Origin of the sequence: Friedmanniella luteola (assembly GCF_900105065.1) — a bacterium.
In the GTDB taxonomy this organism is placed as follows: Bacteria; Actinomycetota; Actinomycetes; order Propionibacteriales; family Propionibacteriaceae; genus Microlunatus; species Microlunatus luteolus.
Genome location: NZ_LT629749.1, coordinates 702,048 through 725,309, shown reverse-complemented (window position 1 = coordinate 725,309; position 23,262 = coordinate 702,048). Strand labels below are relative to the sequence as shown.

Genomic DNA, 23,262 nt, shown 5'->3' with positions numbered 1-23,262 from the left:
CGGCCTGCCGTCCTCCCGCAGCTGCGGGCTCAGCCGCCGGGCACCAGCTCCAGCCGGTCCGCCGTCGCGGCCTCCACCGCGGGCCGGGAGCTGACGAAGGGCAGCATCTGGTTGGTCGCCCACAGCTCGGTCTGGTCGTCGTAGTGCTCGGCGAACGCGTGCCCGGAGACCCCGCTCTGGTTGATCCAGCGCGACCCGTCGAGCGCCCCGAGGTCGACCAGCATCCGCATCGTCGGGGCCGTCGTCACCCCGTACCCGAGCAGGTCGTCGTAGCCCAGGGCGTTGACGACGGCCGGGCCGCCGCCCACCGGGTAGTGCCCTCGGTTGAACAGCGCCTCGACCGGGGCGATGCCGCTCTGGCCGAGCGTCAGGCTCTCGAGCCGCACCTGGTGCAGGTGACCCCAGCGCCAGCCGTCGGGGTCGCGGGACATCAGCGAGGTGATCTCGGAGCGGGCGTCGGTCATCGCCGCCAGCAGGATGTCGTCGCGCCGCTCGACCTGCGGGGTCGTGACGTCGTCCCACCAGGCGTTGTCCGGGTCGGCCAGCAGCCTGTCGAGGACGGCGTACCACCGGTCGCCGCCGTGCGGCCACTGGTCCTGCGGCAGCTCGTCGCGGAAGGTGAGCTCGAGCAGGTCGTGCACGACGACGTTGTAGAAGGCGGCGGGCGCGGAGTCGGCCGAGGCGCTGTAGTCCCAGCCGACGAGCGTGCGCTGCCCCTCGGCGACCCACGGGTCGGCCACCCGCACCTTCAGCAGGGCCGGGACGAGAGCGGCGGCGGGCCGCACCGTCTCGTCGTAGAAGATCTGCTCCGCCGCGTCGAGGGTCAGCGGGGGCGCGTCGGCCAGCCGGTCGCGGATCTCCTGGCTCCGCCAGCCGTAGGAGTAGCCGGAGCCGACCGGGTAGGGGTACTGCCGGCCGATGACCTGCTGGTTGGCCGCCACCAGGTAGCCGCTCGGCGGGTTGTAGGTGTAGGGCAGCTGGGCGAACGGGATCCGGCCCGTCCAGTCGTACCGCTCGTCCCAGCCCGGGGACGGCGTCCGGCCGTCGCCCCGGCCCCGGACCGGCAGGTCGCCGGGCAGCTGGTAACCGATGTTCCCGGCGGTGTCGGCGTAGACGAAGTTCTGCGACGGCGCGGACAGCAGCGCCAGCGCGGCCCGGAACTGGCGGAAGTCCTGGGCCCGGTTGAGCCCCAGCAGCGCGTCCATGGTGCGGCCCGGGGTGGAGCCGACCCAGGCGACGGACACGGCGTAGCCCGAGCCGCCCGACTCCCCGCGCTGCGCCCCCACCCGCTGCAGCGCGGCGCTGACGTCGGACAGCAGCGGCCCGTGCCGCGACGAGCGGATCCGCAGGGCGCGCGGCTGGTCCTCGCCGCGGACGCGGATCTCCTCGGTGCGCTGCTCCAGCGGCTCGTACACCGGACCGCGGCGGACCGTGTCGCCCTGGACCTGCTCGAGGTAGAGGTCCTGCACGTCGGCGTAGCTGGTGGTCATCCCCCAGGCGACCGCGCTGTTGTGGCCGATCACCACGCCCGGCACGGCGGCGAGGCTGAAGCCGGAGACGTCGAACGGGCACGCCTTCGACACCGTGCGGCAGTGCAGCCCGACCTGGGCGAAGGTCGAGGGGATGGAGGTGGCCAGGTGCGGGTCGTTGGACAGCAGCGCCTTCCCGCTGGCCGTCCGGGAGCCCGCCACGACGAAGGAGTTGGAGCCGATGCCGCCGGCCCCGTCGGCCGTGCCGAGGACGGCGGGCAGCAGCCGGTCGACCGCGGCCGCACCGGCGAGGGCCGGCTGGGCGGCCTGCAGCTGGGCCCGGGAGAGCCCGGCCGGGGCCGGCCGACCGGAGACCAGCGCCGCGTCCGGGTCGAAGGCCCGTCCGCGGACGTCGCCACGGTCGAGGATCGGGTCGTAGCCCTCCAGCGGGTGCTGCGGGTAGAGCTCGGCGACCCGGCCGGGGCCGAGGGTGGCGCTCAGCAGGCCGCGGGAGGCCTCGTCGTCCTGGTTGGACCCGAGCTGCCAGGCCATCACCTTGAGCCACGCCAGCGAGTCGGCGGCCGTCCACGCCTCCGGGGCACCGCGCAGCCCCTGGACCCCGAGCAAGCGGTACTCGAGGGACAGCTCGGCGGGTGACCGCTCGCGCAGGTAGCCGTTGACCCCGGCCGCGTAGGCGTCCAGGTAGCGGCGGGTCGAGGAGGACAGCAGGCGCAGCTCCTGCTCGGCCACCCGGCGCCAGCCCAGCGTGCGGACGTAGGCGTCCGTGCTCACCTGCGACTCCCCGAACAGCTCGGCCAGCCGACCCGCGGCCAGGTGACGGCGGAAGTCCATCTCGAAGAACCGGTCCTGGGCGGCCACGAAGCCCTGGGCCTCGAAGAGGTCCTCCGGGTTGTCGGCGTAGACGTGCGGGACGCCGCTGGCGTCACGGAGCACCTCGACCGGAGCACCCAGCCCGGGCAGGGTGAGCCGGCCCTCCGTCGTCGGGGTGGACTCGCGGACCAGGCTGACGGCCAGGAAGGGCAGCACGACCAGCGCCAGCACGACGACGATGGCGGGGAACAACAGCCAGCGGGGAAGGCGACGCACCGGCTCAGCCTAGTGACCGCGGCCGTCCCCGCCCTCCCTCCGCAGCCGCGGCCCGCGGGTGCGTTGGCAGTCGTTATGCTGGAGTGCTAAGTGCGTCGTATCGTCACCGGCGCCTGATCCACCTGAGACCGGAGAGAGCACGCTCATGCCTACCTACCAGTACCGGTGCACCGAGTGCGGGCACGACCTCGAGGCCGTGCAGAAGTTCACCGACGCGGCGCTGACCGAGTGCCCGAACTGCGGCGGCTCCCTCCGCAAGGTGTACAACGCGGTCGGCGTCGTCTTCAAGGGCTCGGGCTTCTACCGCACCGACAGCCGCAAGGCCCCGTCCGAGAACGGCTCCTCCGGGGGAGGCAGCAGCTCCACGCCCGCCAAGGAGACCGCCGGCAGCGGCTCGGGCAGCAACGGCTCGGGCAGCAACGGCTCGGGCACCAACGGCTCGGGCCCGCAGGGGACGTCGGCGCTGGCCAAGGAGTCCTCCGGCAGCGGCTCGTCCTCGTCCTCGTCCACACCCAGCAAGGCCGCCAGCTCCTAGGGCTGTGGACGACGCGCACGCCCCGGCGGCGCGTCCCGAGACTGACGGCGTGACCTTCCCGCCGTCCCCGCGCACCCGTCGCCGGCCCGCCGCCCTGACCGGGCCGGGTCGGCGTCACCCCCTCCGCACGCTGCTGCGCGCCGCCTCCTGGCACCGGCGTCCGCTGGCCGCGGTCGCCGCGGCCCTCGCCGTCCTCACGGCGGTCTCGGCCGCCCTGCCCGAGGGCCCGCCCGAGCGCACCGTGCTGGTCGCCGCGCACGAGCTGGCCGGCGGCAGCGTGCTGACGGCGGCCGACCTGCAGCGTCGGCCTCTCCGGGCCGCCGACCTGCCCGCCGGCGCCCTCACGGCGGCGGAGCAGGCGGTCGGCCGCGCGGTCAGCGCACCGGTCGCCCAGGGTCAGGTGCTGACGCCGCTGGCCCTGGTCGCTCCCCGGGCCGGACCGGCGTCCGGACGGGTGGTGGCGCCGGTCCGGCTCTCCGACCCCGGCCTGGTGACCCTGCTGCGGCCCGGGGACGTGGTCGACCTGGTCGGCACGGACGAGCAGGGCGGCGGCGCGTCCGTCGTCGCCCGGAGCGCCCGGGTGGTGACCGTGCCGCACGTGGACGAGGAGACCGCGACCGGCAGTGACGGAGGTCTCGTGCTGGTCGAGGTGCCGACGGGCACCGCGACGGCGCTCGCCCGGGCGGCGGTGGCGGGTCCGCTGACCCTGACCTGGCACTGACCGCAGTCCCGCCCGCCCCGGCGTCGCCCTGCTACCGTCCGGCGTCCCAGCCCGATCACCGAACTCGCCGGAGGAAGCACGATGCTGCAGGGATTCAAGGAGTTCCTCCTGCGGGGGAACCTCATCGAGCTGGCGGTGGCCTTCATCATGGGCACCGTCTTCGCCGCGGTCGTCCAGGCGTTCACCAGCATCGTCCTCGACCTGCTGGGTCTGGTCGTGCGGGTGGAGGGGCTCAGCGACGTCGCCGTGCGCGGCATCAACGTCGGCAACTTCCTGACCGCGCTGATCACCTTCGTCCTCACCGCGGCCGTGCTGTACTTCGCCGTCGTCGTCCCCTACAACCGGTTCAGCCGGGTCCGCAAGGCCGACGAGCCCGAGCAGGCCGCGTCCACCGAGGACCTGCTGGCCGAGATCCGCGACCTGCTCCGGGCGCAGAACCGGGGCTGACGCAGAACCGGCCGCCGCTCCGCCTCAGACGCCGTGGTGGGGCGGCACGTCCTGCAGCAGGCGGCGCTCGTCGGCGGTGAGCGGTCGCTCGCCGGCAACCACGGTCGGCGACGGCCCGGTCAGCCGGCGGCGGAGCTCCGCCAGCGCCGCCCCCAGCTGGGCCGCACCCAGACCCTCGGCGAGGTCGGCCGGCAGCGGGTGGGCCCGGGTCAGCTCGGCGACGTCGACCTCCGCGCCCAGGCGCGGGCGCAGCAGCGCGGTCAGGGCGTCGAGGTCGGGACGGGGCTGGCGCCCGAGGTCGTCGAAGCGGACACCGGTCACGGCGTAGGCCAGCGCCTCGTGCCAGGCGGGCACGTGCTGGTCGTCCATGACACCTCCGGCTGGTCGAGAGCCACCCATGGTCGCAGACCGGGCGGAGGCCCGTCGTGACGGGCGTCGCACGGACGGAGGAATAGCCAAACTAATTGAACGTTGAATCAACCGTGACCGACCTCGATGTGAACGCCGCCGACCTGAACGCCTTCGAGCAGGAGTTCGACGCCCCGCTCGCCGTCCCGGCGGGGGTCGCCGACCAGCTCTTCCGACAGGCGGCCACCGCCTACCGCTTCTCCGACCAGCCCGTCACCGACGCCCAGGTGCGCGCCGTGCACGACCTCCTCAAGTGGGGTCCGACGGCGATGAACACCCAGCCCCTCCGGATGGTGCTCGTCCGCTCCCCCGAGGCTCGGGCGCGTCTGGTCGAGCACATGGCCGGCGGCAACAAGGAGCGGACCGGCGCGGCCCCCCTGGTGGCGCTGCTGGCCGCCGACGTCGACTTCCACGACGAGCTGGACCGTGTCTTCCCCGTCTACCCGAACGCGAAGGCCGGGTTCGCCGACGAGGCCGGTCGCGCCGCCGCGGCCCACACCAACGCCGTGCTGCAGGCGGGCTACTTCATCCTGGCCGTCCGCGCCGCGGGCCTGGCCGCCGGTCCGATGGGCGGCTTCGACGCCGACGCCGTCAGCCGGGAGTTCTTCCCCGACGGCCGCCACCGCGTCTTCATGGTGGTCAACCTGGGCCACCCCTCGGCGGAGTCCTACCGCCCGCGCCAGCCGCGGCTGGGCTACGACGAGGTCGTCACCACCGTCTGACCACGACGGGCACGGGGGCCCGCACCCCTGGGGGTGCGGGCCCCCGTCGACCGCGGCCAGCCGGCGCTGGTCCGCTCAGCCCTGCAGCACGGTCCCGGCGGGCACGGTGCGCGGCCCGCCCTCGTCGGGCAGCCGTCCGGCGCCGACGACGGTGACGTCGGCCTCGAAGGTCCAGTCCCCCTCGACGGCCAGGCCGCTGGCCCGCCGGAGCGACGGGGCGCCGGCCGGGAAGCGCGCGTCGAAGGCCGAGATCGTCTTGTAGTGGTCGCCGGCCAGGTCGACCAGTGGCGCCGGGTCGGTCACCCGCACCAGGTGGCCCGCGTCGTCGACCTCGTAGACGTCGGAGCGCAGCAGCAGCAGGTCATTCGTCGTCTTGACCGGCAGGAAGCGCTCGCGGCCGACACCGATCGCCGTCGCGCCGTCGAAGACCTCGACCGCCGCACCCATCGCGCACTCGATCTGGACCACCGGCGTCGAGGTCGGGTCGGCGGGGTCGACCGTCTTCTCGTTCTTGATCAGCGGCAGGCCCAGCACCGACCCCCGCTCCTTGAGGGTGCGGGAGAGCACCTGGAGGTCGAACCACAGGTTGTTGGTGTGGAAGTACGGGTGCCGGTGCTCGTCGGTGAAGTAGTGCATCTCCTCCTTGGCCGTCTGCGCGGTGTCGCGCAGGATCAGCTGGCGGTCCGCCTTGCGGACGGCCAGGTGACCGCCCTTGCGGTCCGCCGCCGTCCGACGGCAGATCTCGGCCGCGTAGGGGGCACCGCTGGCGGCGAACCAGCCGGCGATGGTGGCGTCGGGGGCAGCGCCCAGGTTGTCGGAGTTGGAGACGGAGGCGTAGCGGTAGCCCAGCGCCAGCAGCCGGTCCAGGAGACCGGACGCCTCCAGCGCCGGGTAGAGGTCGCCGTGCCCGGGCGGGCACCACTCAAGCGTCGGGTCCGCCGGCCACGCGACCGGCGTCAGGTCGTCGGCGCGCAGCCGGGGCTCCTGGCTCTGCAGGAAGTCGAGGTCGAGGCCCTCGACGGCGAGGTCGTCGTAGCCGGCCAGGGCGGCGAGGGTGTCCTCGCGGGTGCGGAAGCTGTTCATGAAGACCAGCGGCAGGGTGGCGCCGGAGCTGGCGCGGGCGGCGCGGACCTGGTCGACGATGAGGTCGAGGAAGCTCTTGCCGTCCCGGACGGTCAGCAGGGACTTGGCGCGGTCCAGCCCCATCGACGTGCCGAGCCCGCCGTTGAGCTTGATGATCACGGTGGCGGCGAGGGCGGACCGGGCCTCCTCGTCGCTGATCGTGACGTCGCTGAGCAGGTCGGGGTCCTCCAGCGGGTCGATGCTGTCCTCGGAGATGACGCCGCTGACGCCCTCCTCGAGCTGGTGGTAGTAGTGGCTGAAGACCTCGATGGCCTGCGGGTTCACCCCGGCGGCGACCATCTTGTCCTGGGCCTGCTGCAGTCCCTGTGCGCTCATGCCCCTGATCCTAGGGAGGTGCCGCCGGGGCGAGCGGCCCGGGACGGCGGCGGAGCGGACGGCGCTACTTCTTCTTCGCGGGCGGCTTCGGGGTCACCGCGGCCAGCACGGCCCGGGTGGCCTTCGTGATCTGCGCCTGCGCCGCCGCCCGGTCGCCCGTGGGCGTCCCGTCGCCCGGCTGGTCGCCGTAGTCGCCGAACCAGCTGTGCACCGCGCCGGGCACCACCACGTAGGTGGTGTCGGGCGGCAGGTCGTCCTTGGCCGCGTCGATCGTGGCCGGGGTGCTCAGGCCGTCCCGCTCGCCCGCCACCGACGTGACGCGGAGGTCGGGGCGCTCCAGCCGACGCGCCGGGTAGGACGCCCACAGCACGAGCCCCGCCACCCGGGCGTCGCCGACCGTCGGGGTGCCGTCGGCGAAGGAGGCGGCGGTGACGCCACCGAGCGAGTGCCCGGCGACCACCCACTGGGCGATCTCGGGGTGGGCGGCCATCACCCGCTCCGGGTGGCCCGCGTCGACGAAGGACACCCCGAACGGCTCCTTGAGGACGGTGACGAGGTAGCCCGCCCGGGCCAGCGGTCGCAGGACGTTGGCGTAGGCGCGGGGGTCGACGCGGGCGCCGGGCACGAAGACCAGCCCGGTGGTGGGCCGGACCACCTGGTCGTCGTCGTCCCGGGCGGTCGAGGCCATCTCGAACCAGGTCAGCCGGTCCGACACCCGGACGTCACCCCCGGAGCGCATGGCCGCGACGGCGACGGGCGAGGCGGGGAACGGTCGCGACCAGGCGAGGGCGCCCACCAGCAGCACGCAGACGAACAGCGCCGGCACGGCGAGGGCGATCCGTCGGCTGGCCCGCCGGGCCCGCTGCCGCTCGGTGCGGGGGCGGGTCTCGTCGTCCTCGGAGCGGTCCCCGAGCACCAGGCTGGCGAAGGCCCAGGCCAGGGCGACGAAACCGAGCAGTCCGCAGCCGATGGTGAGCCCGAGCATCAGCGGGTGGCCCATCAGCACCGGCTGCCAGCGCGTCCAGCCGAGCCAGACCGGGACGGCGACCATCGCGGCCCCGACCACCAGCCAGACCGTCGCGAGCACGCGTCGGCTGAGGACCCCCGTCTTGGCCATGCCGGGAAGTGTAGGGCGGCGGCGCACGTTCCCCGGCCGTCGCGGCGGGCTCAGCCGGCCAGGTCGGCGACCGTGCCGGCGTAGGCGGTGACCAGCGCGTCGGCGTCGAGGAAGGCGCTGAACCCGTGGTCCCCCGCACCCATCGCGACCCGTCGACCGGCCAGCCGGGTGTCGACCCAGAGCGGCCAGGCCGTGGTGCTGCCCACCGGCGTGATCGTCCCCCGGGCGTAGCCCGTGGCGGCCAGGGCCTCGGCGGCGTCGGGCAGCGTCAGCTTGTTCACCCCGACCAGGGCACGGAACTTCGGCCACGCCAGCTGGGTGTCGCCGGGCAGCACGGCGAACAGGTAGCTGCCGTCGGAGCGGCGCAGCACCAGCGTCTTGGCGATGTCGGCCGGGGTGATCCCGAGCAGCCCGGCCGCCTCCTCCAGGCTGCGGGCCGCCGGCCGGGGCCGCACCTCCACGGCGAGGCCGCGCTCGGCCGCCCCCGCCAGCATCCGTCCGACGCCGGCGGGCCAGGTCTGCTGCGGCTCGGTCACGGCTCCATCGTGCCGGATGCCGCGCTGTCGCGCCGTGAGCCCGTCCGCTTCCCCATCAGCCCGTCGAAGGGCTCATCCCAGCTGGAACGATCGGCGGGACAGCCCCATCATGTAGCCGTCGATGGTGGTGAGGGCCGACGCGGGCGGGGCGGAGGCGGCGCCGAAGGTGACGAACATCGGGATGAAGTGCTCGACCGTCGGGTGGCACCAGGGCATGCCGGGCGCGTGGTCGCGGAAGCCGGCGAGCCCGTCGACGTCGCCCGCCGCCAGCAGCTCGGCCGCCCACTGGTCGAAGTCGGAGGACCAGGTGGGCACCTCCCCGGCGGCGTTGGCGCGGGTCAGGAACGGCAGCCCGTGCGTGGTGAAACCCGATCCGATGACCAGCACGCCCTCCTCGCGCAGGGCGCGGAGACGGCCGCCGAGGGCCAGCAGGTCGCCCGGGTCCTCCGTGGGCAGGCTCAGCTGCAGGACGGGCACGTCGGCCAGCGGGTACATCACCATCAGCGGCACCCAGGCGCCGTGGTCCAGGCCGCGCTCGGCGTGCTCGTGCACCGGGGTCGCGTCACCCATCACCGCGTGCACCCGCGACGCCAGCGCCGAGGCGTCGGGCGTCGGGTAGGTCAGCGCGTAGTAGCGGGGGTGGAAGCCGCCGAAGTCGTAGACCAGCGGGGCGGCCGCCACGCTCGAGGACAGCGAGAGCGGGGCGGACTCCCAGTGCGCGCTGACGATGAGGATCGAGCGCGGCTTGGGCATCGAGAGCGACCACGCCAGCAGCTTGGCCATCCACTCCGGGTCGTCCAGCAGCGGCGGGGCGCCGTGGCTGAGGAACAGCGAGGGCAGCGGCCCGTCCTCCGGCTGCCACAGCGGCTGACGGCGGCTGGCGGCCACCGCCCCGGGCAGGAACGCGTCGTAGGCACCGGCGGGGACGCCGCGTTCGAACAGGGAGGTCATGGTCGGCTCTCGGTCGCAGGATCAGCACCGTCTGGCGCTGCACCGAGTGTACGAGGAATGAGTTGAATTATCAAGTGAAGCCGCCACTGCTACGGTCGTCCGGTGCCGTGGATCGAGGTTCACCCGGCCGGGCCGGAGAACGAGCACGCCCTCGCCACGCTGGAGAACGCGGCCTGGGCGCTGGAGCTGCGCGCGCGGCCGCGGACCGGCGTCGACGAGCCCTTCTTCGGGCCCCACCGGCAACCCGGCGACGTCCTCGTCGCGGTCGAGGAGCCGGACGGGGTGATCCTCGGCCACGTCGACCTCGACCGCCAGTTCACGGCACCCAGCAACGCCCACGTCCTCCGGCTGCTGAACCTGCTGGTCTCACCCGCCGCGCGCGGCCAGGGCATCGGGGCGAAGCTCCTCGCCGCCGCCGTGGAGGAGGCCCGCGTCCGCGGCGCCCGCAAGGTGGAGGTCCGCGCCCTGGCCACCAACGCCACGGCCGTCGACCTCTACACGCGCGCCGGCTTCGCCGAGGAGGCCCGCTTCCACCACGAGTTCGCCCTGCCCGACGGCCGGCTGGTCGACGACGTGTGGTTCGCCCGCTGGATCGGCTGAGCGGCGACGCGTGAGAACCCGCTCCCTGCTGACCTGCCTGCTGGTCGTCGTCGTCCTCCTCACCGCCGGCTCGTGCCGCAGCGGCGCCGGTGCACCCGCACCGTCGGCGACACGGACGGTGGGGGTGCTCGACCAGTGGCGAGCCGCGCTGGCCGGCCGGGCGTCCGAACCCGCCGTCTGGTACTCGATCGGGGAGTCCCTCGCCGAGGGCCAGGGCGCCTCGACCGTGGAGAGCCGCTGGTTCACCCAGGTCTCCGACGCGCTGCACGCCGCCGACCCGGGCGGCGGCCGCGCCGACTACGTCCCCGCCCGCCAGCGGGTCTACGGCCCGGACTCCCCCTGGGGCAACCGCTACAGCGCCTCCGAGGGCACGCTGGTCATGCGCGACGGCTCGGCGGAGGCGGGCTACGGCTTCGCCGACCTCGGCCACAAGGCCCTGGAGATGGCGCCGGGAGCCAGCCTGACGTTCTCGGTGACCGGCACGTCGGTCGACCTGTGCTGGGTCGGGGCCCCGCTGGCCGGCACCTTCAGCTACACCGTGGACGGTGGGCCGCCGGTCAGCGTCTCCACCACCACGGAGACGCCGGCCCCCGCCAGCCGGACCCGAGCCACCTTCGCGACCGGGGGCGACCACACGGTCGTCGTCACCGCCGCCTCGGACGTGGTGTTCGCCGGCCTGATGGTCTACGACGGCGGGGAGACCTCGGGCATCACGACCGTCGACGGCGCCTGGTCCTCGGCCACCCTGGCGGTGCCGTTCCTCACCGACCTCGAGGGCTGGCGGCAGACGACGAGCACCCTGGCGCCGGACCTGGTGACCATCGAGCTGGGCGGCAACGACGTGCTGCAGGGGACGGACCCGGCCACGTTCCGCCAGCAGGCGCAGAGCCTGGTCGACATGCTGATGTCGCTGCCCACCCCGCCGTCGATCTACTGGGTGTTCCCCTACCAGTTCTCCCCGACGCTGGACAACGCCGACCAGATGGGCACCTACCAGGACCAGATCGCGCAGCTCGTCGCCGCCAACCCCTCGGTCGGGCTGCTCTCGCTGCGGGACCAGATGCCCGCCGCCACCGCCGCGGGGGGCGGGCTCTACGCCTCCGACGGGCTGCACCCGAACGACGCCGGCCAGCGCGTGATCGCCGGGCTCGTCGGGGCCGTCGTGACCGCACCGCTGGCCGGCACGGCGTCGCCGTCACCGTCCCCCTCACCGACCCGGTGACCGGCTGACCGCCAGGCTGCTGAGCACGGAGCAGGCGACGGTCAGCCCAGGTCTGCGTCCATGACGACCGTCCCGCCGGGGTCGGTCACCAGGAGCTGGCGCGTCTCGTCGACGGGGACGGCGGCGTTGACGCTGCACCGGACCGCGTCCGCGCCGGTGCCGAGGAAGCTCCCCGCGCTCACCCGCGACCCGTCGTCGCGCACGAAGGTGACGGCGTAGCTCTGGCCGCGGTCCAGCCCCGCGGCCTCGAGCTTCAGCTCGGTGCCCCAGGTGTGCCGGACCAGGCCGGCGTCGGCGGTGAGGCCCGGCGCGTCGAGCCTCAGGTCGACGGCGATCACGGGTGGCTGGTCCCGGGACCCGGCGAACCAGGCGCCCGCCCCGAACGCCGCGGCCACGCTCGCCGCCACCAGGACGGCCCCGGCCACCCGCCGCCGCACCGACCGGCGGGCCGCGGCCCGCCGCCGGGCGCCGACCGCCGCGATCACCTCGCCCTCCAGCGCGGCGGGCGGGTCGGCGGCGTCGGCGAGGCTGGGGTCCAGCTGCTGCAGCGCCGCGACGACGGGCTCGAGGGCCGCCACCTCGGCGCGGCAGTCCGCGCAGCCGGCCAGGTGGACCTCGACCCGCTGGCGCTCCCCCGGGGCCAGCTGGCCGAGCACGTGCGCACCCAGGAGCTCGCGGAGCGCGGCGTGCCCACCGTCTCCGAGGTGCCCGCCGGTGCGGTCCTGGTCCGTCACAGCGACACCCCCATCTCCTCCATGGCGACCCGGAGCGCCTTGAGCGCGTAGAACGCCCGGCTGCGCAGCGTCCCCGCCGCCACGCCGCTCGTCGTCGCCAGCTCGTCGTAGCTGCGTCCCCGCAGGTAGGTCTCCACGATCACCTCTCGATGTTCTGGGCTGAGCCGCCCCAGCGCCTGCACGACCAGGGTGCGGTCCAGCACCTGCTCCGTCGGGTCCGCCGCCGGACGCAGCTCCTCCTCCGCCGCCGCCCCGTCGGTCGCGACGGGCGCGAAGGAACCCTTGGTGCGCCGCCGGTGCAGGTCGATCATCACGTTGCGCGCGATGGCGAACAGCCAGACGCGCAGGCTGGCCAGGGCCGGGTCGTAGCGGTGCGCCGACTGCCAGGCCCGCAGGAACGTCTCCTGGACCGCGTCCTGCGCCAGCCCGGGGTCGCCGAGCCCGCGCAGCGCGAACCGGTAGAGCTCGCGTCCGTGAGCGGCGTAGGCGGCGCGCAGCCCGCTGTCGGCCGAGAGGTCGCCACCCCGCTGCACCGCACCCCTCCCGCTCCGGTTCCCGTCCGGGTGGCTACGCAGCCACCAGCACCGGCGTTCAGCAGGAGTTCGGAGCCCGGCGGTGAGCGGGCGGGCGGCTCGCGGCCCCGACGTTCAACGCCCGCCGTCCCGGCCGCGTAGACACCGGCGTCGCCACCGGTGACGCCCCGCCCGGGTCCGGGCGCACGAGAGGAACTGTCCGATGAGGATTCGCAGAGCTGCCATCGCCGTCGCCGCCGTCACCGCCGCCGCCGTGGGGGTGCCGCTCAGCGCCGCCGCCACCGGGTCGGGCGGGCCGGACGCGGTCGGCCTCGCCCGCGGGGGCACGGCGCTGGTGAAGTTCGACACCGACCGCCCGGGGAAGGCCCGCTCGATCGGCCCGGTGCGCGGGCTGGCCGGGGACACGAAGCTGGTCGGGATCGACCGGCGGGTGCAGAACGGCAAGCTGTACGGCGTCGGTGACCGGGGCGGGATCTACACCCTGTCCACCCGCTCCGGGAAGGCGACCGCGGCCGGCCGGCTCAGCGTCACCCCCTCGGGCACGTCGTTCGGCGTCGACTTCAACCCGGCCGCCAACGCCCTGCGGGTGGTCAGCGACACCGGCCAGAACCTGCGCCAGCCCTTCGGCACCGGGGACGCCCCCAGCGCGGCCACGGTCGTCGACGGCGCGCTCAACTACCTCGCGGTGCCGGCGACCGGCGTCGCGGGGGCCGCCTACACGAACAACGACCTGGCCGCGGACACGGCGACGTCGCTGTTCGACCTCGACACCGCGCTCGACCAGGTGGCGCTGCAGTCCCCGGCCAACTCCGGGTCGCTGGCCGCCACCGGCAAGCTCGGGGTGGACGCCGGGGCGGACGTCGGGTTCGACGTCCGCAGCACCGTCGAGCGGGGCACCACCGTCGCCAACACCGGCTTTGCCGTGCTGAGCGTCGGCCACCGCTCCGGCCTGTACCGGGTCGACCTGCTCACCGGTGACGTCGTGGGCCAGGGCTGGTTCCGGGGCACGGTCACCGACCTGGCCGTCGACCTCGACCGCTGATCCGGCGGGACGGCTCGCCCCTCCCGCGGGGCGAGCCGTCCCTCGCCCGGGCCGTCAGCGGCGGCTCGCCCGGGTGATCGCGACGACACCCTTGGCCGGCACGGTGACCGTGGCGAAGCCGGTGCTGCCGACGGTCACGACGGTGCCCGTGCAGGCACCCGCGCTCGGAGCGCCACCCACCACGTCGCAGTAGCGACCGCCCGGGAGCCCGGTCTGCACGCGGACCTGCTTCGCGGCCGCGCCGTTGTTCAGCGCGACCCAGCCGCGGTTGCCCTTGCTGAACGCGACGACGTTGGCGTCGTCGGACCAGAAGTTGGCCCGCTTCGCCTTCCCGACGTAGTCGTGCCAGCCCACCATGGCGACGATGCCCGGGTTGCGGTGGTCGCACGTCCAGCCCTGGCCGCAGACGGTGTCGGTGACCCGGCCGTCGGGCCGCGCGGGCGGGGAGGCGTCGGCCTGCTCCCAGGTGAAGCTGGAGTACACCTGCGGGGACCCGTAGCCCTGCGCCAGCAGCCACTGGTTCGCCAGGATGAACGTGGGGCCGTCCTGGGAGCTCAGGTAGTCGTTCCGGTTGCGCTCGCTGTCGTGGTTGGTCACGAAGGAGAGGGTCTTCGCGCCCGGCGTCAGCCCCGCCTCCGGGCCGAAGACCTCGAGCGAGGACAGGCTGCCGACGTTCCCGGTGCCGGTGTAGCTCTTGAACGCCTGCTGCATCTGCCGGGCGCCGTCGACGCCGAGCACGTCGCCGGAGCGCAGGTAGGCCTCGGGCCGCAGGACACCGGGGCCCCCGGGCAGCACCTCCAGCACCCAGTAGGGCCTGACGCCGTCCGCCGTCCGGTTCAGTCGGGCGTAGATGGCGTCGAGGTCCCGCTGCGGCATGTGCTTGGCCGCGTCCACGCGGAACCCGGACACGCCGTAGCGGATCAGCTTGTTGAGGTAGCCGGCCAGCTCGGCCTGCACGTCGTCGGTCCCGGTGCGCAGGTCCTCCAGGCCGACGAGGTTGCAGTTCCACACCTGCGCCTTGGCGTTGAAGTCCTGGATGCCGCCGTCGCTGGAGGGGCACTCACCCGACGGGGCGTGGAAGTCGCCCTTGTCGTAGGTCCCCGCGTAGGTGTAGGGCTGGTAGTCGACCCCGCCGTAGGAGGTGCTCCCCTGGCCGGTCGTGTGGTTGATGACCGCGTCGACGTAGACCTTCACGCCCGCCTTGCGGCAGGCCTTCACCATCTTCTTGAACTGCGCCTCGGTGCCCATCCGGCTGGTGAGGTCGTAGCTGACGGCCTGGTAGACCTCCCACCACGGGTGCAGCACCGTGTCGGAGCCGTTGCCGAGCGCCGTGCGCTTGAGCGAGTTCTGCGGCGGCGCGACCTGGACGCCGTCGTAGCCGGCCGGGCCCAGCACGTCCGTGCACTCTCGTGCGATCGACGGCCAGTTCCACTCCCACAGGCTGACGGTGACGCCGGGCTCCTGGGTGCTGCGGCCGCGCGCGACCGCGCCGTCGGCGGTGGGCACGGCCAGAGCCAGCGAGGCGGCCAGGGCGGCGGCGGCCAGCGCCGCCGTCCGGCGGAGGAACGGCCGGGTGCGGCCTCGGCTGCGGGGTGAGTCCATGGGCCCTCCTGGGCAACGGGTCGAGGCGTCGTCGACTCCCCCGACCGATCGAGTGACGTGGCTCACCTTCGCAGACGCCGCTGACACCGGGAACGGGGCGGACCCCGCACGGAGCGCTCGCCGCCGCGCACTTATGTGCTGCTCGTCACCGCGGCCAGGCGGGCCGACCGGCGGGCGCTCGCCACGAGGCGGCAGACCTTGTTACGGTCGGCCGCGACTGGTGCCCGAACGGGCGTGCACCGGCTGACCTGCTGGGAGAAACACCATGTCCGCACTTCGACGCAGGGTCGGCGCGACGGCGCTCGCCTGCCTGGGACTCGGATCGGCGGTGGCCCTGGTGGCCCCCGGTCCGCTCGCCCCGACCGCTGCCGCGGCACCCGCGGCCGCCAACGACTTCAACGGCGACGGCTACGCCGACCTCGCCGTCGGCGTCCCTCTCGAGGACGTCGGCACCACCGCCGACGCCGGGGCCGTCCAGGTCTTCTACGGTGCCGCCGGGGGCCTCAGCGGCACCCGCAGCCTGGTGCTGCACCAGAACGTCAACGGGGTGGCCGACACCGCCGAGCGTGGCGACCGCTTCGGTTCCGCCGTCGCCATGGGCGACCTCAACGGGGACGGCTTCGGCGACCTCGCCGTCGGCGTCCCGCTCGAGGACGTCGGCACGCGCGTCGACGCCGGCGCGGTCCAGGTCTTCTACGGCTCCTCGACCGGCCTGCAGCCCACCCGGAACCAGTTCCTGACCCAGGACAGCGCGGGGGCCCTGGACGTGGCCGAGGCCGGTGACCGCTTCGGCGGCGCGGTCGCGGTCGGCGACGTGGCCGGCAGCACGATCGCGGACCTCGCCGTCGGTGTGCCGTTGGAGGACGTGGGGCGGATCCGCGACGCGGGTGCCGTCCACCTGCTCCGCGGCTCCCGGAGCGGCGTCACCACCACCAACGACCAGCTGGTGCACCAGAACAGCGCCGGCGCGAACGACGTGGCCGAGACCGGCGACCACTTCGGTCAGGCGCTCGCGGTGGGCGACGTCTCCGGCAGCACCAAGCGCGACCTCGTCGTCGGGATCCCCTACGAGAACGTGGGCCGGGTCGCCGACGCGGGCGCGGTCCACGTGCTGCGCGGCACCGGGGGCGCCCTCAGCACGGCCGGTGACCAGGTGATCAGCCAGAACACCAAGAACGTGGCCGACAAGGCCGAGACGGGCGACCGCTTCGGCTGGTCGCTCGCCGTGGCCGACCTGGCCGGCAACAGCAAGGCCGACCTCGCCGTCGGCGTCCCGCGGGAGAACGTCGGCTCGATCTCCGACGCGGGGGCCGTGCACCTGCTCCGCGGCGGCACCGGCGGCGTCAGCGCCTCCGGCGACCAGCTGGTCAGCCAGAACACCCGGGGCGTGGCCGACGTGTCCGAGAAGAGCGACCTGTTCGGCTACTCCGTGACCGCGGCCAACCTCGCCGGGTCCGGCAAGGCCGACCTCGCCGTCGGCGTGCCGCTGGAGAACGTCGTCGGCCAGACCGACGCCGGCGCCGTCGCCGTCTTCGAGGGCTCGACGCCGGGGCTGCGCACCGCGGACGACAAGCTGATCCACCAGAGCAACCGCGGGTCGGACGCCGCCGCCGAGAAGGGCGACCAGTTCGGCGCGGCCCTGGCCTCGGCCAACCTCGTCGGCTCCGGCTACGCCGACCTCGCGGTGGGGGTGCCGAACGAGAACGTCGGGGCGGCCCCCGACGGCGGGTCGGTCCAGGTGTTCCGCGGGGCCACGAACGGGGTCACCATCAGCGGTGACCAGGTGGTCACGCAGAGCATCACCGGTGCGCCGAGCGCCGCCGAGCGCTCGGACCGCTTCGGGTCCGCCGTCACCGCTCGCTGAACCACCCGGGCGGCGCGGCACCTGCGGGTGCCGCGCCGTTCGTCTGCCCGGACCCGTCAGCGGGTCGGGGTGCCGCGGCTCGCGCGCCCGGCGTCAGCCGCGTCCGGCCGGGCGACCGCGCAGCAGGCCCTCGACGACGTCCGCGAGCTCCGGCGCGGGGCGCCGGCCGTCGAGCTCCAGCGTCGCCCCCGCGCGCAGCAGCGGCTCCACGGTCTCGAGGTGGTCGAGGATCGCGGCCCGTTGCTCCGGCGTCCGCCCGTAGGGGTTGGTGGTCCGCGCCGCGACCCGGGCGAGCAGGACCTCGGCCGGCGCGCTCAGCAGCACGACGTGGGCGAAGCGGTCGTAGAACCGCCCCTGGTTGTCGGCCGTGCCGACGACCAGGAGGTCGGCGTGGGAGGCCAGCAGGGTCGCCATCCGGCTCTCGTCCCAGCCGCCGTCGGGTCGGTGCCAGCCCTCGTCGTCGGTCTCGACCGTCCGGCACCCGCGCCGCTCGACCTCGGCCCGGAGCGTGCTCTTGCCCGTCCCGGACATCCCCGTCAGCAGCACGCGCGGCACCCGGCCAACCTAGCGGTGCTGCGGGACCCGGAGCGCTGGGCGGTTCAGGAGCGGCGGTAGGTCTCCACCACGACCCCGGTCTCGAAGGTGCGGGTGCCGGCCGGGGTCAGCCCGGCCGGGCGGAACGGCCCGGCGAACAGGGGCACGCCGGTCCCGATGACGACCGGGTTCCGCTTGACGAGGAGGACGTCGACCTCGTCGCGGAGGCACCCCGCCAGCTCTCCGCCGCCGGCCAGCCACAGTCCGGCCCCGTCCTGCTGCTTGAGCCGCCGCACCACCGCGACCGGGTCCTCGGCGACGACCTCGACGTCCTCGGTCGACCGGTCCAGGCTGCGCGAGAACACGAGCTGCCGCAGGTGCGGGTAGGGGCTCCGGATCCCGAGGGCCAGCCCCGGCTCGTAGGTGCGCCGGCCCATCAGCACGGTGTCGAACTGCCGTGACGGCGTGTCGGTGAGACCGAGCGGCCCGCGGGCGTGGGCCGGCAGCGTCTCGGGGTACTCGGCCATGATCCAGGCGGCGGAGTCGCCCTCGAAGCCGAAGAAGTCGAACTCCCCCGCCGGCCCGGCGATGAAGCCGTCGACGGTCGCGGCCACGTAGTAGGTGAGGGTGCGCACCCGGTGACCCTAGGCCGTCCCGCCCTGGCCCGCGGCCGGGTCGAAGCCGAGCCCGGCCAGCACGCCCGTGCCGTCCTCGACGGCGGCGACCGCCAGCAGCACGTGCTCGGTGCCGACCCGGGCGGCGCCCAGCTCCTCGGCCCGGCCGAAGGACTGCTCCAGGGCGCGCTTGGCGTGCGCGTCGAACGGGATCAGCGCGGGGACCGCGGCCGCCGGCTCGGGCAGGGTCTTGCGCGCGGTGGCCCGGACGACGTCGAGGTCGAGCCCCTGCCCGGTGACGCGCTGCGCCGCGCTGCCGCTCGGGTCCGCGAGCAGGCCGAGCAGCAGGTGCGCGACGGTGATCCGGTCGTGGCCGGCCGTCCGTGCCTCCTCCTGGGAGGCCACGACCGCGAGCCGCGCCCCCTCGGTGAAGGCGCTGAAGCCGGCGCTGGGGTCGGGCGCTCCCCCGGCCTTGGCGGTGAACCGCTTCTGCACGGCCTGCTTGGAGACGCCCATGCTGGCACCGATGTCGGTCCAGGAGGCGCCGCTGCGGCGGGCCTGGTCGACGAAGTGGCCGATCAGGGCGTCGGCGACGTCGTCGAGGTGGCTGCCGAGCGCGACGGCCTGCTGCAGCCGCTCCAGCGGGTCGGGGTGGGCGTGGGCGACGGCGGCGATGAGGTCGTCCAGCCGGACGGCGGCGGTGGTCATGCGTCAACCCTAGGTTGACGACCGCTTCTCCGTCAACCCCAGGTTGACGCCCCGGCTCAGGGCTCGATCAGGTCCGCCGAAGCCCCCGCGTGGTCCCTTGCGGTGACGGTCCGGTCGGAGGAGGGTGCGACCCGTGGACGACACCGGTGCCGACGCCCTGCTCGACTTCTCGCTGGCGGGGAAGGTCGCCGTCGTCACCGGCGGGGCCTCGGGCATCGGGTCCGCCGTCGTCGACGCGTTCGCGGCGAAGGGCGCGACGGTCGTCGTCCTCGACCGCGACCTGGACGCGGCCCGGCGCAAGGTGTCCGACGGGTCCGCCGCGACGGCGCTGGCCTGCGACGTCAGCGAGGAGAGCTCGGTGACGGCGGCGGTCAGCGCCGTCGCCGACCAGCACGAGCGGGTCGACGTGCTGGTCAACAGCGCGGGCCTGGCGGTGCTCGCGCCCGCCGAGGAGCTGGGCATGGAGGCCTGGGACCGGACGATGACGGTCAACCTCCGCGGCGCGTTCCTGGTCAGCCAGCACGTCGGCCGGCTGATGCTGGCCCGCGGCCGGGGCACGGTGATCAGCATCGCCTCCCAGGCGGCGACGGTGGCGCTGCCGGGCCACGTCGCCTACTGCGCCTCCAAGTTCGGCCTGGTCGGGATGACCAGGGTCCTGGCGTCGGAGTGGGCCGGCCGGGGTGTCACGGCCAACACCATCAGCCCGACGGTGGTGCTCACCGACCTCGGGCGCGCGGCCTGGGACAACCCCGAGGGCGAGGCGCTGAAGGCCGACATCCCGGTCGGCCGCTTCGCCCTCCCCGAGGAGATCGCCGCCGCCGCGGTCTACCTCGCCAGCGACGCCGCGGCCATGGTGAACGGCGCCGACCTGCTGGTCGACGGCGGCTACACGATCCGCTGACCCGCGCCCCTGCGTGGGCCGGCGCCGGACGGGTAGGAGCACGGCATGACCGAGAACAGCGCCGACGAGCACGACCAGGACGCCGAGCCCACCATGACGGCCCCGCCCGAGGGCCGACCGGACGGCACCGAGGGGCAGTCCGACGAGGCGGAGAGCGACCAGATCCACGCCCAGGACGCCGACGACCAGACGGGCTCCGAGGCCCCAGCTCCCTGAACCCGTCCGAACCCCTGCTCCCCGAGCTGCCGAGGGCCCGCGCCCTGAGCCTGTCGGAGGGCCGACACCTCGCGGGGGGCCTCAGGGGGCTGCGGGCCCCGCGGCCCGCTCGGAGCGCGCCCGGAGCACCCCGAGCAGGTTGAGCCCGACCCCCCACAGCAGGACCACGACCAGCCAGCGCGCCCACGCCACCGCGGTCATCCGGCCGGCCAGCAGGGCACCGGTGGTCGCGAAGGGCGTCAGCCAGCCCCGGGCCGGGCGCAGCGCGTCGCTCGCCCCGAGGACGGCCCACAGGCCGAGGGGCAGCACGACGGTGGACAGGCAGGCGAGGGTCACCGACGGGATGAGCAGGCCGAGCCCGGTCCCGACCAGCTGGGCGAGCACCTGGACCAGCACGCTCCCCAGGGTCACGGCGGCCGCGCCGGCCCACGGGTCCGCCGCCCGGGACCCGACCACGCCGAGGACGCCCGCGGTGGCCAGCACGCCGACCAGGGCGGCGCCGGCGGCCACCAGCCCCGCACCCAGGAGGCTCGGCAGCACCGGGGGGCGAGCCTCCTGAGTGGCGAGGTCCCGTCCGAGGAGCACCCCGGTGCAGGGCACCCCCACCGACATCACCAGCTGGACCGGAGCCGTCAGGCCCGCGAACGTCCGCCCGGCCGGAGCCGTCGCCGTCGCGACCGCGACGGCGGTCAGCAGTCCGACGAGCAGGACGACGGCCAGCAGCCGACGCCGCGCCCGCGTGCCGACCGCGCTCCGCACCACCGCGACGGCGCGCCGGCTGCGGTCGGGCACGTCGTCGTCAGCCCCGGGGGCGGGGACCGGCGACCGAGGCGCCTGCCACGAGGGGGCAGACGAAGGAGTAGTGCTGCGCCTCGGGAGCGCTGCCGCTGTCCAACCACTCGATCAGCAGCTCGGCGGCGTGCGTGGCCATCAGGTCGTCGGGCCGCTCCATCCGGGTGACCTCGGGGCTGAGCTGGGCGCTCAGCTGCTCCCGGTCGTCCAGGCTGACGAGGGAGAGGTCGTCCGGCACCGTCAGGCCCAGCCGCGCCGCCGCCAGCATGACGCCCACGGCGAGCCGCTCGTTGGTGCAGACCAGGGCGGTCGGCGGCCGGTCGGCGGTGAGCAGGGCGGTGGCGGCGGCCAGGCCCTCGTCGATCCGGAGGTCGTCGGCCGCCACCTGCCGGGGCGCGATCCCGGCCCCCACGAGGGCCTGGGCGGCGCCCGCCGCCCGGAGCCCCGTCTGGAAGTGGGTCAGCGGACCGCTGAGCAGGGCGATGTCCCGGTGGCCGCGGTCGAGCAGCGCCTCGACCGCGCCCCGGCCGGCACCCTCCTCGTCGGGCGCGACGCTGGTGAGCCGCTGCTCGGGGTCCTGGCAGTTGAGCAGCACCACCGGGGACGCAGACAGCGCCTCGACCGCCGCGTACTCGCACAGCTCGGGGGCGACGACCAGCATGCCGTCGACCTGCTGGTTGCCCAGCGTCGACAGGGCCCGGCGCTGGTCGATCTCCGTGGGCTCGGCGTACATCTTGATCAGCTTGTAGCCGCTGTTCAGCGACGTCTGGAGCGCCGACGCCATCAGGTGCAGCGGCAGCCCGCCCACCCCGCGCCAGGTCAGCACCCCGAGGATGCGGGTGCGGGACGTCCGCAGGCTCTGCGCCACGGCGTTGGGCGTGTACTCGAGGCGGCGGGCCGCGTCCAGCACGGCCTCCTGCTTGGCGGCGGAGATGAGCCCCTTCGCCCGCCCGTTCAGCACCAGCGACACGGCGCTGCGCGAGACGCCGGCCAGGTCGGCCACGTCCTGTGCGGTTGCCCTACGACTCATGGTTGGTCCCCCCGGAGGCTCGTGCGTGCGTCAGAAGCCCTCCCCCGAGTGCGGATCTGCTCCGGGCAATCTACCCGGGCACGTCCGGGGCAGCCAGGTCCGTTGGTGCACGACCCGGTTGCCGGAGGACCCCTGCCGGGCGCTCGACCCGCCGGCCGGTCCGGACGGGTCAGCGCTTCAGGACGTCCGCGATCCGGAGGCTGCGGAAGTCGATGCGCTCCTTCCACGTCGTCTGGCCGGTCTCGTAGAGGATGCCGACGGTGGCGCCGTCGAGCTGCACGAGGTCGGAGTAGGCGCCGGGCCGGCTGTCCTTCTGGACGGGGCGGCCGCTGCCCCAGCTCTTGCCCGCGCTCGCGCCGCGGCTGACGAACAGGGCCATGCCGTGCCGCCGGGTCGGGTCCTTGCGGGACGGCGACGAGAACAGCAGGGTGCCGGCGTGGGGGCCGGTCAGGGCGAGGGCGCTGCCCTGGACCGAGACGGTCGGCAGCCCGGCCCGCTTGAAGGGGGCGTCGAGGCTGGAGCCGCCGTCGCTCGAGAAGGTGGCGATCCGACCGGTGCCCACCGGGGCCTTCGCGTTGCGGTTGCGGTAGCTGATCCAGAGCCGGCCGTCGGGCAGCTCGGCCACGGTGCCCTCGATCCGGCCGTCGTCGCCGGTCGCCTTGTAGCCGACCTTCCAGGTCTTGCCGTGGTCGTCGCTCACGACGGCGTAGGCGCCGTAGCGGTTGCCGTCCTTGTAGCCCATCGGGACGACGAGCCGGCCACGGTGCTTGCTCCGGGGGGAGCGCAGCTGGATCGCGTGACCCGGCCCGGTCAGCCCGCCGGACCAGCGCGGGATGCCCGCCAGGTCCTTGCTCGCCTTCGCGTAGGCGGTGAAGGTGCGGCCGTCGTCCGTGCTGCGCTGCAGGTGGAAGCCGTGCCCGGTCGTGCCGCCCTTCGGCCGGAGGATCGTGACGAGCAGCACGTCGCCGGTGCTGGTGTCGACCAGCGGGGCCGGGTTGCCGACGGTGCCCTTGCCGGCGTCGCCGATCACCCGGGGCTTGCTCCAGTGGCAGCCGCGGTCGGTGGAGCGGACGGTGACGACCTCGGTGTCGGAGATGTCCGCGGCGGGGCTGGTGCTGCGCCGCCGCTCGGCGAAGGCGACGAGCGTCCCCTGGGGGGTCCGCACCATCGCCGGGATGCGGTAGACCACCTTCCGGCCCGCGTTGGTGCGGAAGGGCGTGGCGCTGCAGGTCTTGGCCGCGGCGTCGGCGTGCGGCAGCGGTGCCGAGGTCATCACCAGGGCCATCACGAGCAGGACCGCGCTGCTGGCGCGGCGAAGGAGCGGGCGGGTGGTCGCGGTCATCAGACGCCTTCCATCGTTTCCGCCCCGAGGTCACCCCGAGCGTAGCCACCGCGACCG

25 protein-coding genes are annotated in these 23,262 nt (G+C 74.7%); 10 read left to right on the top strand and 15 right to left on the bottom strand.

Features of this window, described 5'->3' with window-relative positions:
- Positions 1-29: 29 nt before the first annotated feature.
- Positions 30-2,576 (bottom strand): penicillin acylase family protein, encoded by a 2,547-nt coding sequence (locus tag BLT72_RS03390; protein WP_091410151.1) that lies wholly within the window; start codon positions 2,574-2,576, stop codon positions 30-32.
- A gap of 145 nt (positions 2,577-2,721) precedes the next feature.
- Between BLT72_RS03390 and BLT72_RS03385 the strand changes: the two genes are divergently transcribed.
- From BLT72_RS03385 to BLT72_RS03375, 3 genes are all read left to right on the top strand, one after another.
- Positions 2,722-3,111 carry an FmdB family zinc ribbon protein gene (locus tag BLT72_RS03385; protein WP_091410148.1) on the top strand — a complete coding sequence of 130 codons (390 nt, stop codon included), beginning with the start codon at positions 2,722-2,724 and terminating at the stop codon, positions 3,109-3,111.
- Positions 3,112-3,160: 49 nt separating this feature from the next.
- Positions 3,161-3,832, top strand: a complete 672-nt coding sequence (locus BLT72_RS03380; protein ID WP_157720278.1) for an SAF domain-containing protein — start codon at positions 3,161-3,163, stop codon at positions 3,830-3,832.
- An 81-nt stretch (positions 3,833-3,913) separates the two neighbouring features.
- The gene (locus tag BLT72_RS03375; RefSeq protein WP_091410143.1) at positions 3,914-4,279 is read left to right on the top strand and encodes an MscL family protein; all 366 of its coding nucleotides are present in this window, start codon (positions 3,914-3,916) and stop codon (positions 4,277-4,279) included.
- 24 nt (positions 4,280-4,303) lie between these two features.
- Here BLT72_RS03375 and BLT72_RS03370 read toward each other — a convergent pair whose 3' ends face one another.
- Entirely contained in the window at positions 4,304-4,648 is a 345-nt protein-coding gene (locus tag BLT72_RS03370) for a hypothetical protein (protein ID WP_091410140.1), read from the bottom strand.
- A gap of 113 nt (positions 4,649-4,761) precedes the next feature.
- On the opposite strand from BLT72_RS03370, the gene BLT72_RS03365 reads away from it, so the two are divergent.
- Entirely contained in the window at positions 4,762-5,409 is a 648-nt protein-coding gene (locus BLT72_RS03365) for a malonic semialdehyde reductase (RefSeq protein ID WP_231930297.1), read from the top strand.
- A 75-nt stretch (positions 5,410-5,484) separates the two neighbouring features.
- Here the strand turns inward: BLT72_RS03365 and BLT72_RS03360 are convergent, their stop codons facing one another.
- The 4 genes from BLT72_RS03360 to BLT72_RS03345 form a co-directional block, all read right to left on the bottom strand.
- Positions 5,485-6,867, bottom strand: coding sequence for a UTP--glucose-1-phosphate uridylyltransferase (locus BLT72_RS03360; RefSeq protein WP_091410137.1), 1,383 nt, complete (start codon positions 6,865-6,867; stop codon positions 5,485-5,487).
- Between the two features lie 64 nt (positions 6,868-6,931).
- Positions 6,932-7,984, bottom strand: a complete 1,053-nt coding sequence (locus BLT72_RS03355; RefSeq protein WP_091410135.1) for an alpha/beta hydrolase — start codon at positions 7,982-7,984, stop codon at positions 6,932-6,934.
- Between the two features lie 50 nt (positions 7,985-8,034).
- Positions 8,035-8,520: an aminoacyl-tRNA deacylase gene (locus BLT72_RS03350; RefSeq protein ID WP_197677189.1), complete on the bottom strand. Its 486-nt coding sequence runs from the start codon at positions 8,518-8,520 to the stop codon at positions 8,035-8,037.
- Positions 8,521-8,592: 72 nt separating this feature from the next.
- Complete coding sequence (locus BLT72_RS03345; RefSeq protein WP_091410133.1) at positions 8,593-9,471, bottom strand: dioxygenase family protein; 879 nt, start codon at positions 9,469-9,471, stop codon at positions 8,593-8,595.
- A gap of 102 nt (positions 9,472-9,573) precedes the next feature.
- Between BLT72_RS03345 and BLT72_RS03340 the strand changes: the two genes are divergently transcribed.
- On the top strand, positions 9,574-10,071 hold the full coding sequence (locus BLT72_RS03340) for a GNAT family N-acetyltransferase (RefSeq protein ID WP_091410131.1): 498 nt from the start codon (positions 9,574-9,576) through the stop codon (positions 10,069-10,071).
- Between the two features lie 10 nt (positions 10,072-10,081).
- Positions 10,082-11,293 carry an SGNH/GDSL hydrolase family protein gene (locus BLT72_RS03335; RefSeq protein ID WP_091410129.1) on the top strand — a complete coding sequence of 404 codons (1,212 nt, stop codon included), beginning with the start codon at positions 10,082-10,084 and terminating at the stop codon, positions 11,291-11,293.
- A 41-nt stretch (positions 11,294-11,334) separates the two neighbouring features.
- Here BLT72_RS03335 and BLT72_RS03330 read toward each other — a convergent pair whose 3' ends face one another.
- Both BLT72_RS03330 and BLT72_RS03325 read right to left on the bottom strand, forming a co-directional pair.
- On the bottom strand, positions 11,335-12,027 hold the full coding sequence (locus BLT72_RS03330) for an anti-sigma factor family protein (RefSeq protein WP_091410127.1): 693 nt from the start codon (positions 12,025-12,027) through the stop codon (positions 11,335-11,337).
- The gene (locus BLT72_RS03325; protein ID WP_091410125.1) at positions 12,024-12,560 is read right to left on the bottom strand and encodes a sigma-70 family RNA polymerase sigma factor; all 537 of its coding nucleotides are present in this window, start codon (positions 12,558-12,560) and stop codon (positions 12,024-12,026) included. Before BLT72_RS03325 ends, BLT72_RS03330 begins: the two co-directional genes overlap by 4 nt.
- A 202-nt stretch (positions 12,561-12,762) precedes the next feature.
- On the opposite strand from BLT72_RS03325, the gene BLT72_RS03320 reads away from it, so the two are divergent.
- A complete protein-coding gene (locus tag BLT72_RS03320) occupies positions 12,763-13,602 on the top strand; it encodes a DUF4394 domain-containing protein (RefSeq protein WP_091410123.1) in 840 nt (279 codons plus the stop codon).
- A gap of 54 nt (positions 13,603-13,656) precedes the next feature.
- Here BLT72_RS03320 and BLT72_RS03315 read toward each other — a convergent pair whose 3' ends face one another.
- Positions 13,657-15,204, bottom strand: coding sequence for an alpha-amylase (locus BLT72_RS03315; protein ID WP_091410120.1), 1,548 nt, complete (start codon positions 15,202-15,204; stop codon positions 13,657-13,659).
- A 265-nt stretch (positions 15,205-15,469) separates the two neighbouring features.
- On the opposite strand from BLT72_RS03315, the gene BLT72_RS03310 reads away from it, so the two are divergent.
- Positions 15,470-17,068 carry a VCBS repeat-containing protein gene (locus tag BLT72_RS03310; RefSeq protein WP_091410118.1) on the top strand — a complete coding sequence of 533 codons (1,599 nt, stop codon included), beginning with the start codon at positions 15,470-15,472 and terminating at the stop codon, positions 17,066-17,068.
- A gap of 93 nt (positions 17,069-17,161) precedes the next feature.
- Here BLT72_RS03310 and BLT72_RS03305 read toward each other — a convergent pair whose 3' ends face one another.
- From BLT72_RS03305 to BLT72_RS03295, 3 genes are read right to left on the bottom strand one after another with little or no spacing between them, the layout of a single operon-like run.
- Positions 17,162-17,623 carry an AAA family ATPase gene (locus BLT72_RS03305; protein WP_091410115.1) on the bottom strand — a complete coding sequence of 154 codons (462 nt, stop codon included), beginning with the start codon at positions 17,621-17,623 and terminating at the stop codon, positions 17,162-17,164.
- A 44-nt stretch (positions 17,624-17,667) separates the two neighbouring features.
- On the bottom strand, positions 17,668-18,237 hold the full coding sequence (locus tag BLT72_RS03300) for a dihydrofolate reductase family protein (protein WP_091410112.1): 570 nt from the start codon (positions 18,235-18,237) through the stop codon (positions 17,668-17,670).
- Positions 18,238-18,246: 9 nt separating this feature from the next.
- Positions 18,247-18,924, bottom strand: a complete 678-nt coding sequence (locus tag BLT72_RS03295) for a Clp protease N-terminal domain-containing protein (protein ID WP_091410110.1) — start codon at positions 18,922-18,924, stop codon at positions 18,247-18,249.
- Positions 18,925-19,057: 133 nt separating this feature from the next.
- On the opposite strand from BLT72_RS03295, the gene BLT72_RS03290 reads away from it, so the two are divergent.
- Positions 19,058-19,825 (top strand): GolD/DthD family dehydrogenase, encoded by a 768-nt coding sequence (locus BLT72_RS03290; protein WP_091410107.1) that lies wholly within the window; start codon positions 19,058-19,060, stop codon positions 19,823-19,825.
- Between the two features lie 45 nt (positions 19,826-19,870).
- The gene (locus BLT72_RS22050) at positions 19,871-20,041 is read left to right on the top strand and encodes a hypothetical protein (protein WP_157720277.1); all 171 of its coding nucleotides are present in this window, start codon (positions 19,871-19,873) and stop codon (positions 20,039-20,041) included.
- 81 nt (positions 20,042-20,122) lie between these two features.
- Here the strand turns inward: BLT72_RS22050 and BLT72_RS03285 are convergent, their stop codons facing one another.
- From BLT72_RS03285 to BLT72_RS03275, 3 genes are all read right to left on the bottom strand, one after another.
- Positions 20,123-20,833 carry a hypothetical protein gene (locus tag BLT72_RS03285; RefSeq protein ID WP_091410104.1) on the bottom strand — a complete coding sequence of 237 codons (711 nt, stop codon included), beginning with the start codon at positions 20,831-20,833 and terminating at the stop codon, positions 20,123-20,125.
- Positions 20,834-20,840: 7 nt separating this feature from the next.
- Positions 20,841-21,863 (bottom strand): LacI family DNA-binding transcriptional regulator, encoded by a 1,023-nt coding sequence (locus tag BLT72_RS03280; protein ID WP_091410101.1) that lies wholly within the window; start codon positions 21,861-21,863, stop codon positions 20,841-20,843.
- A 169-nt stretch (positions 21,864-22,032) separates the two neighbouring features.
- A complete protein-coding gene (locus BLT72_RS03275; RefSeq protein ID WP_091410098.1) occupies positions 22,033-23,205 on the bottom strand; it encodes a sialidase family protein in 1,173 nt (390 codons plus the stop codon).
- Positions 23,206-23,262: the final 57 nt, after the last annotated feature.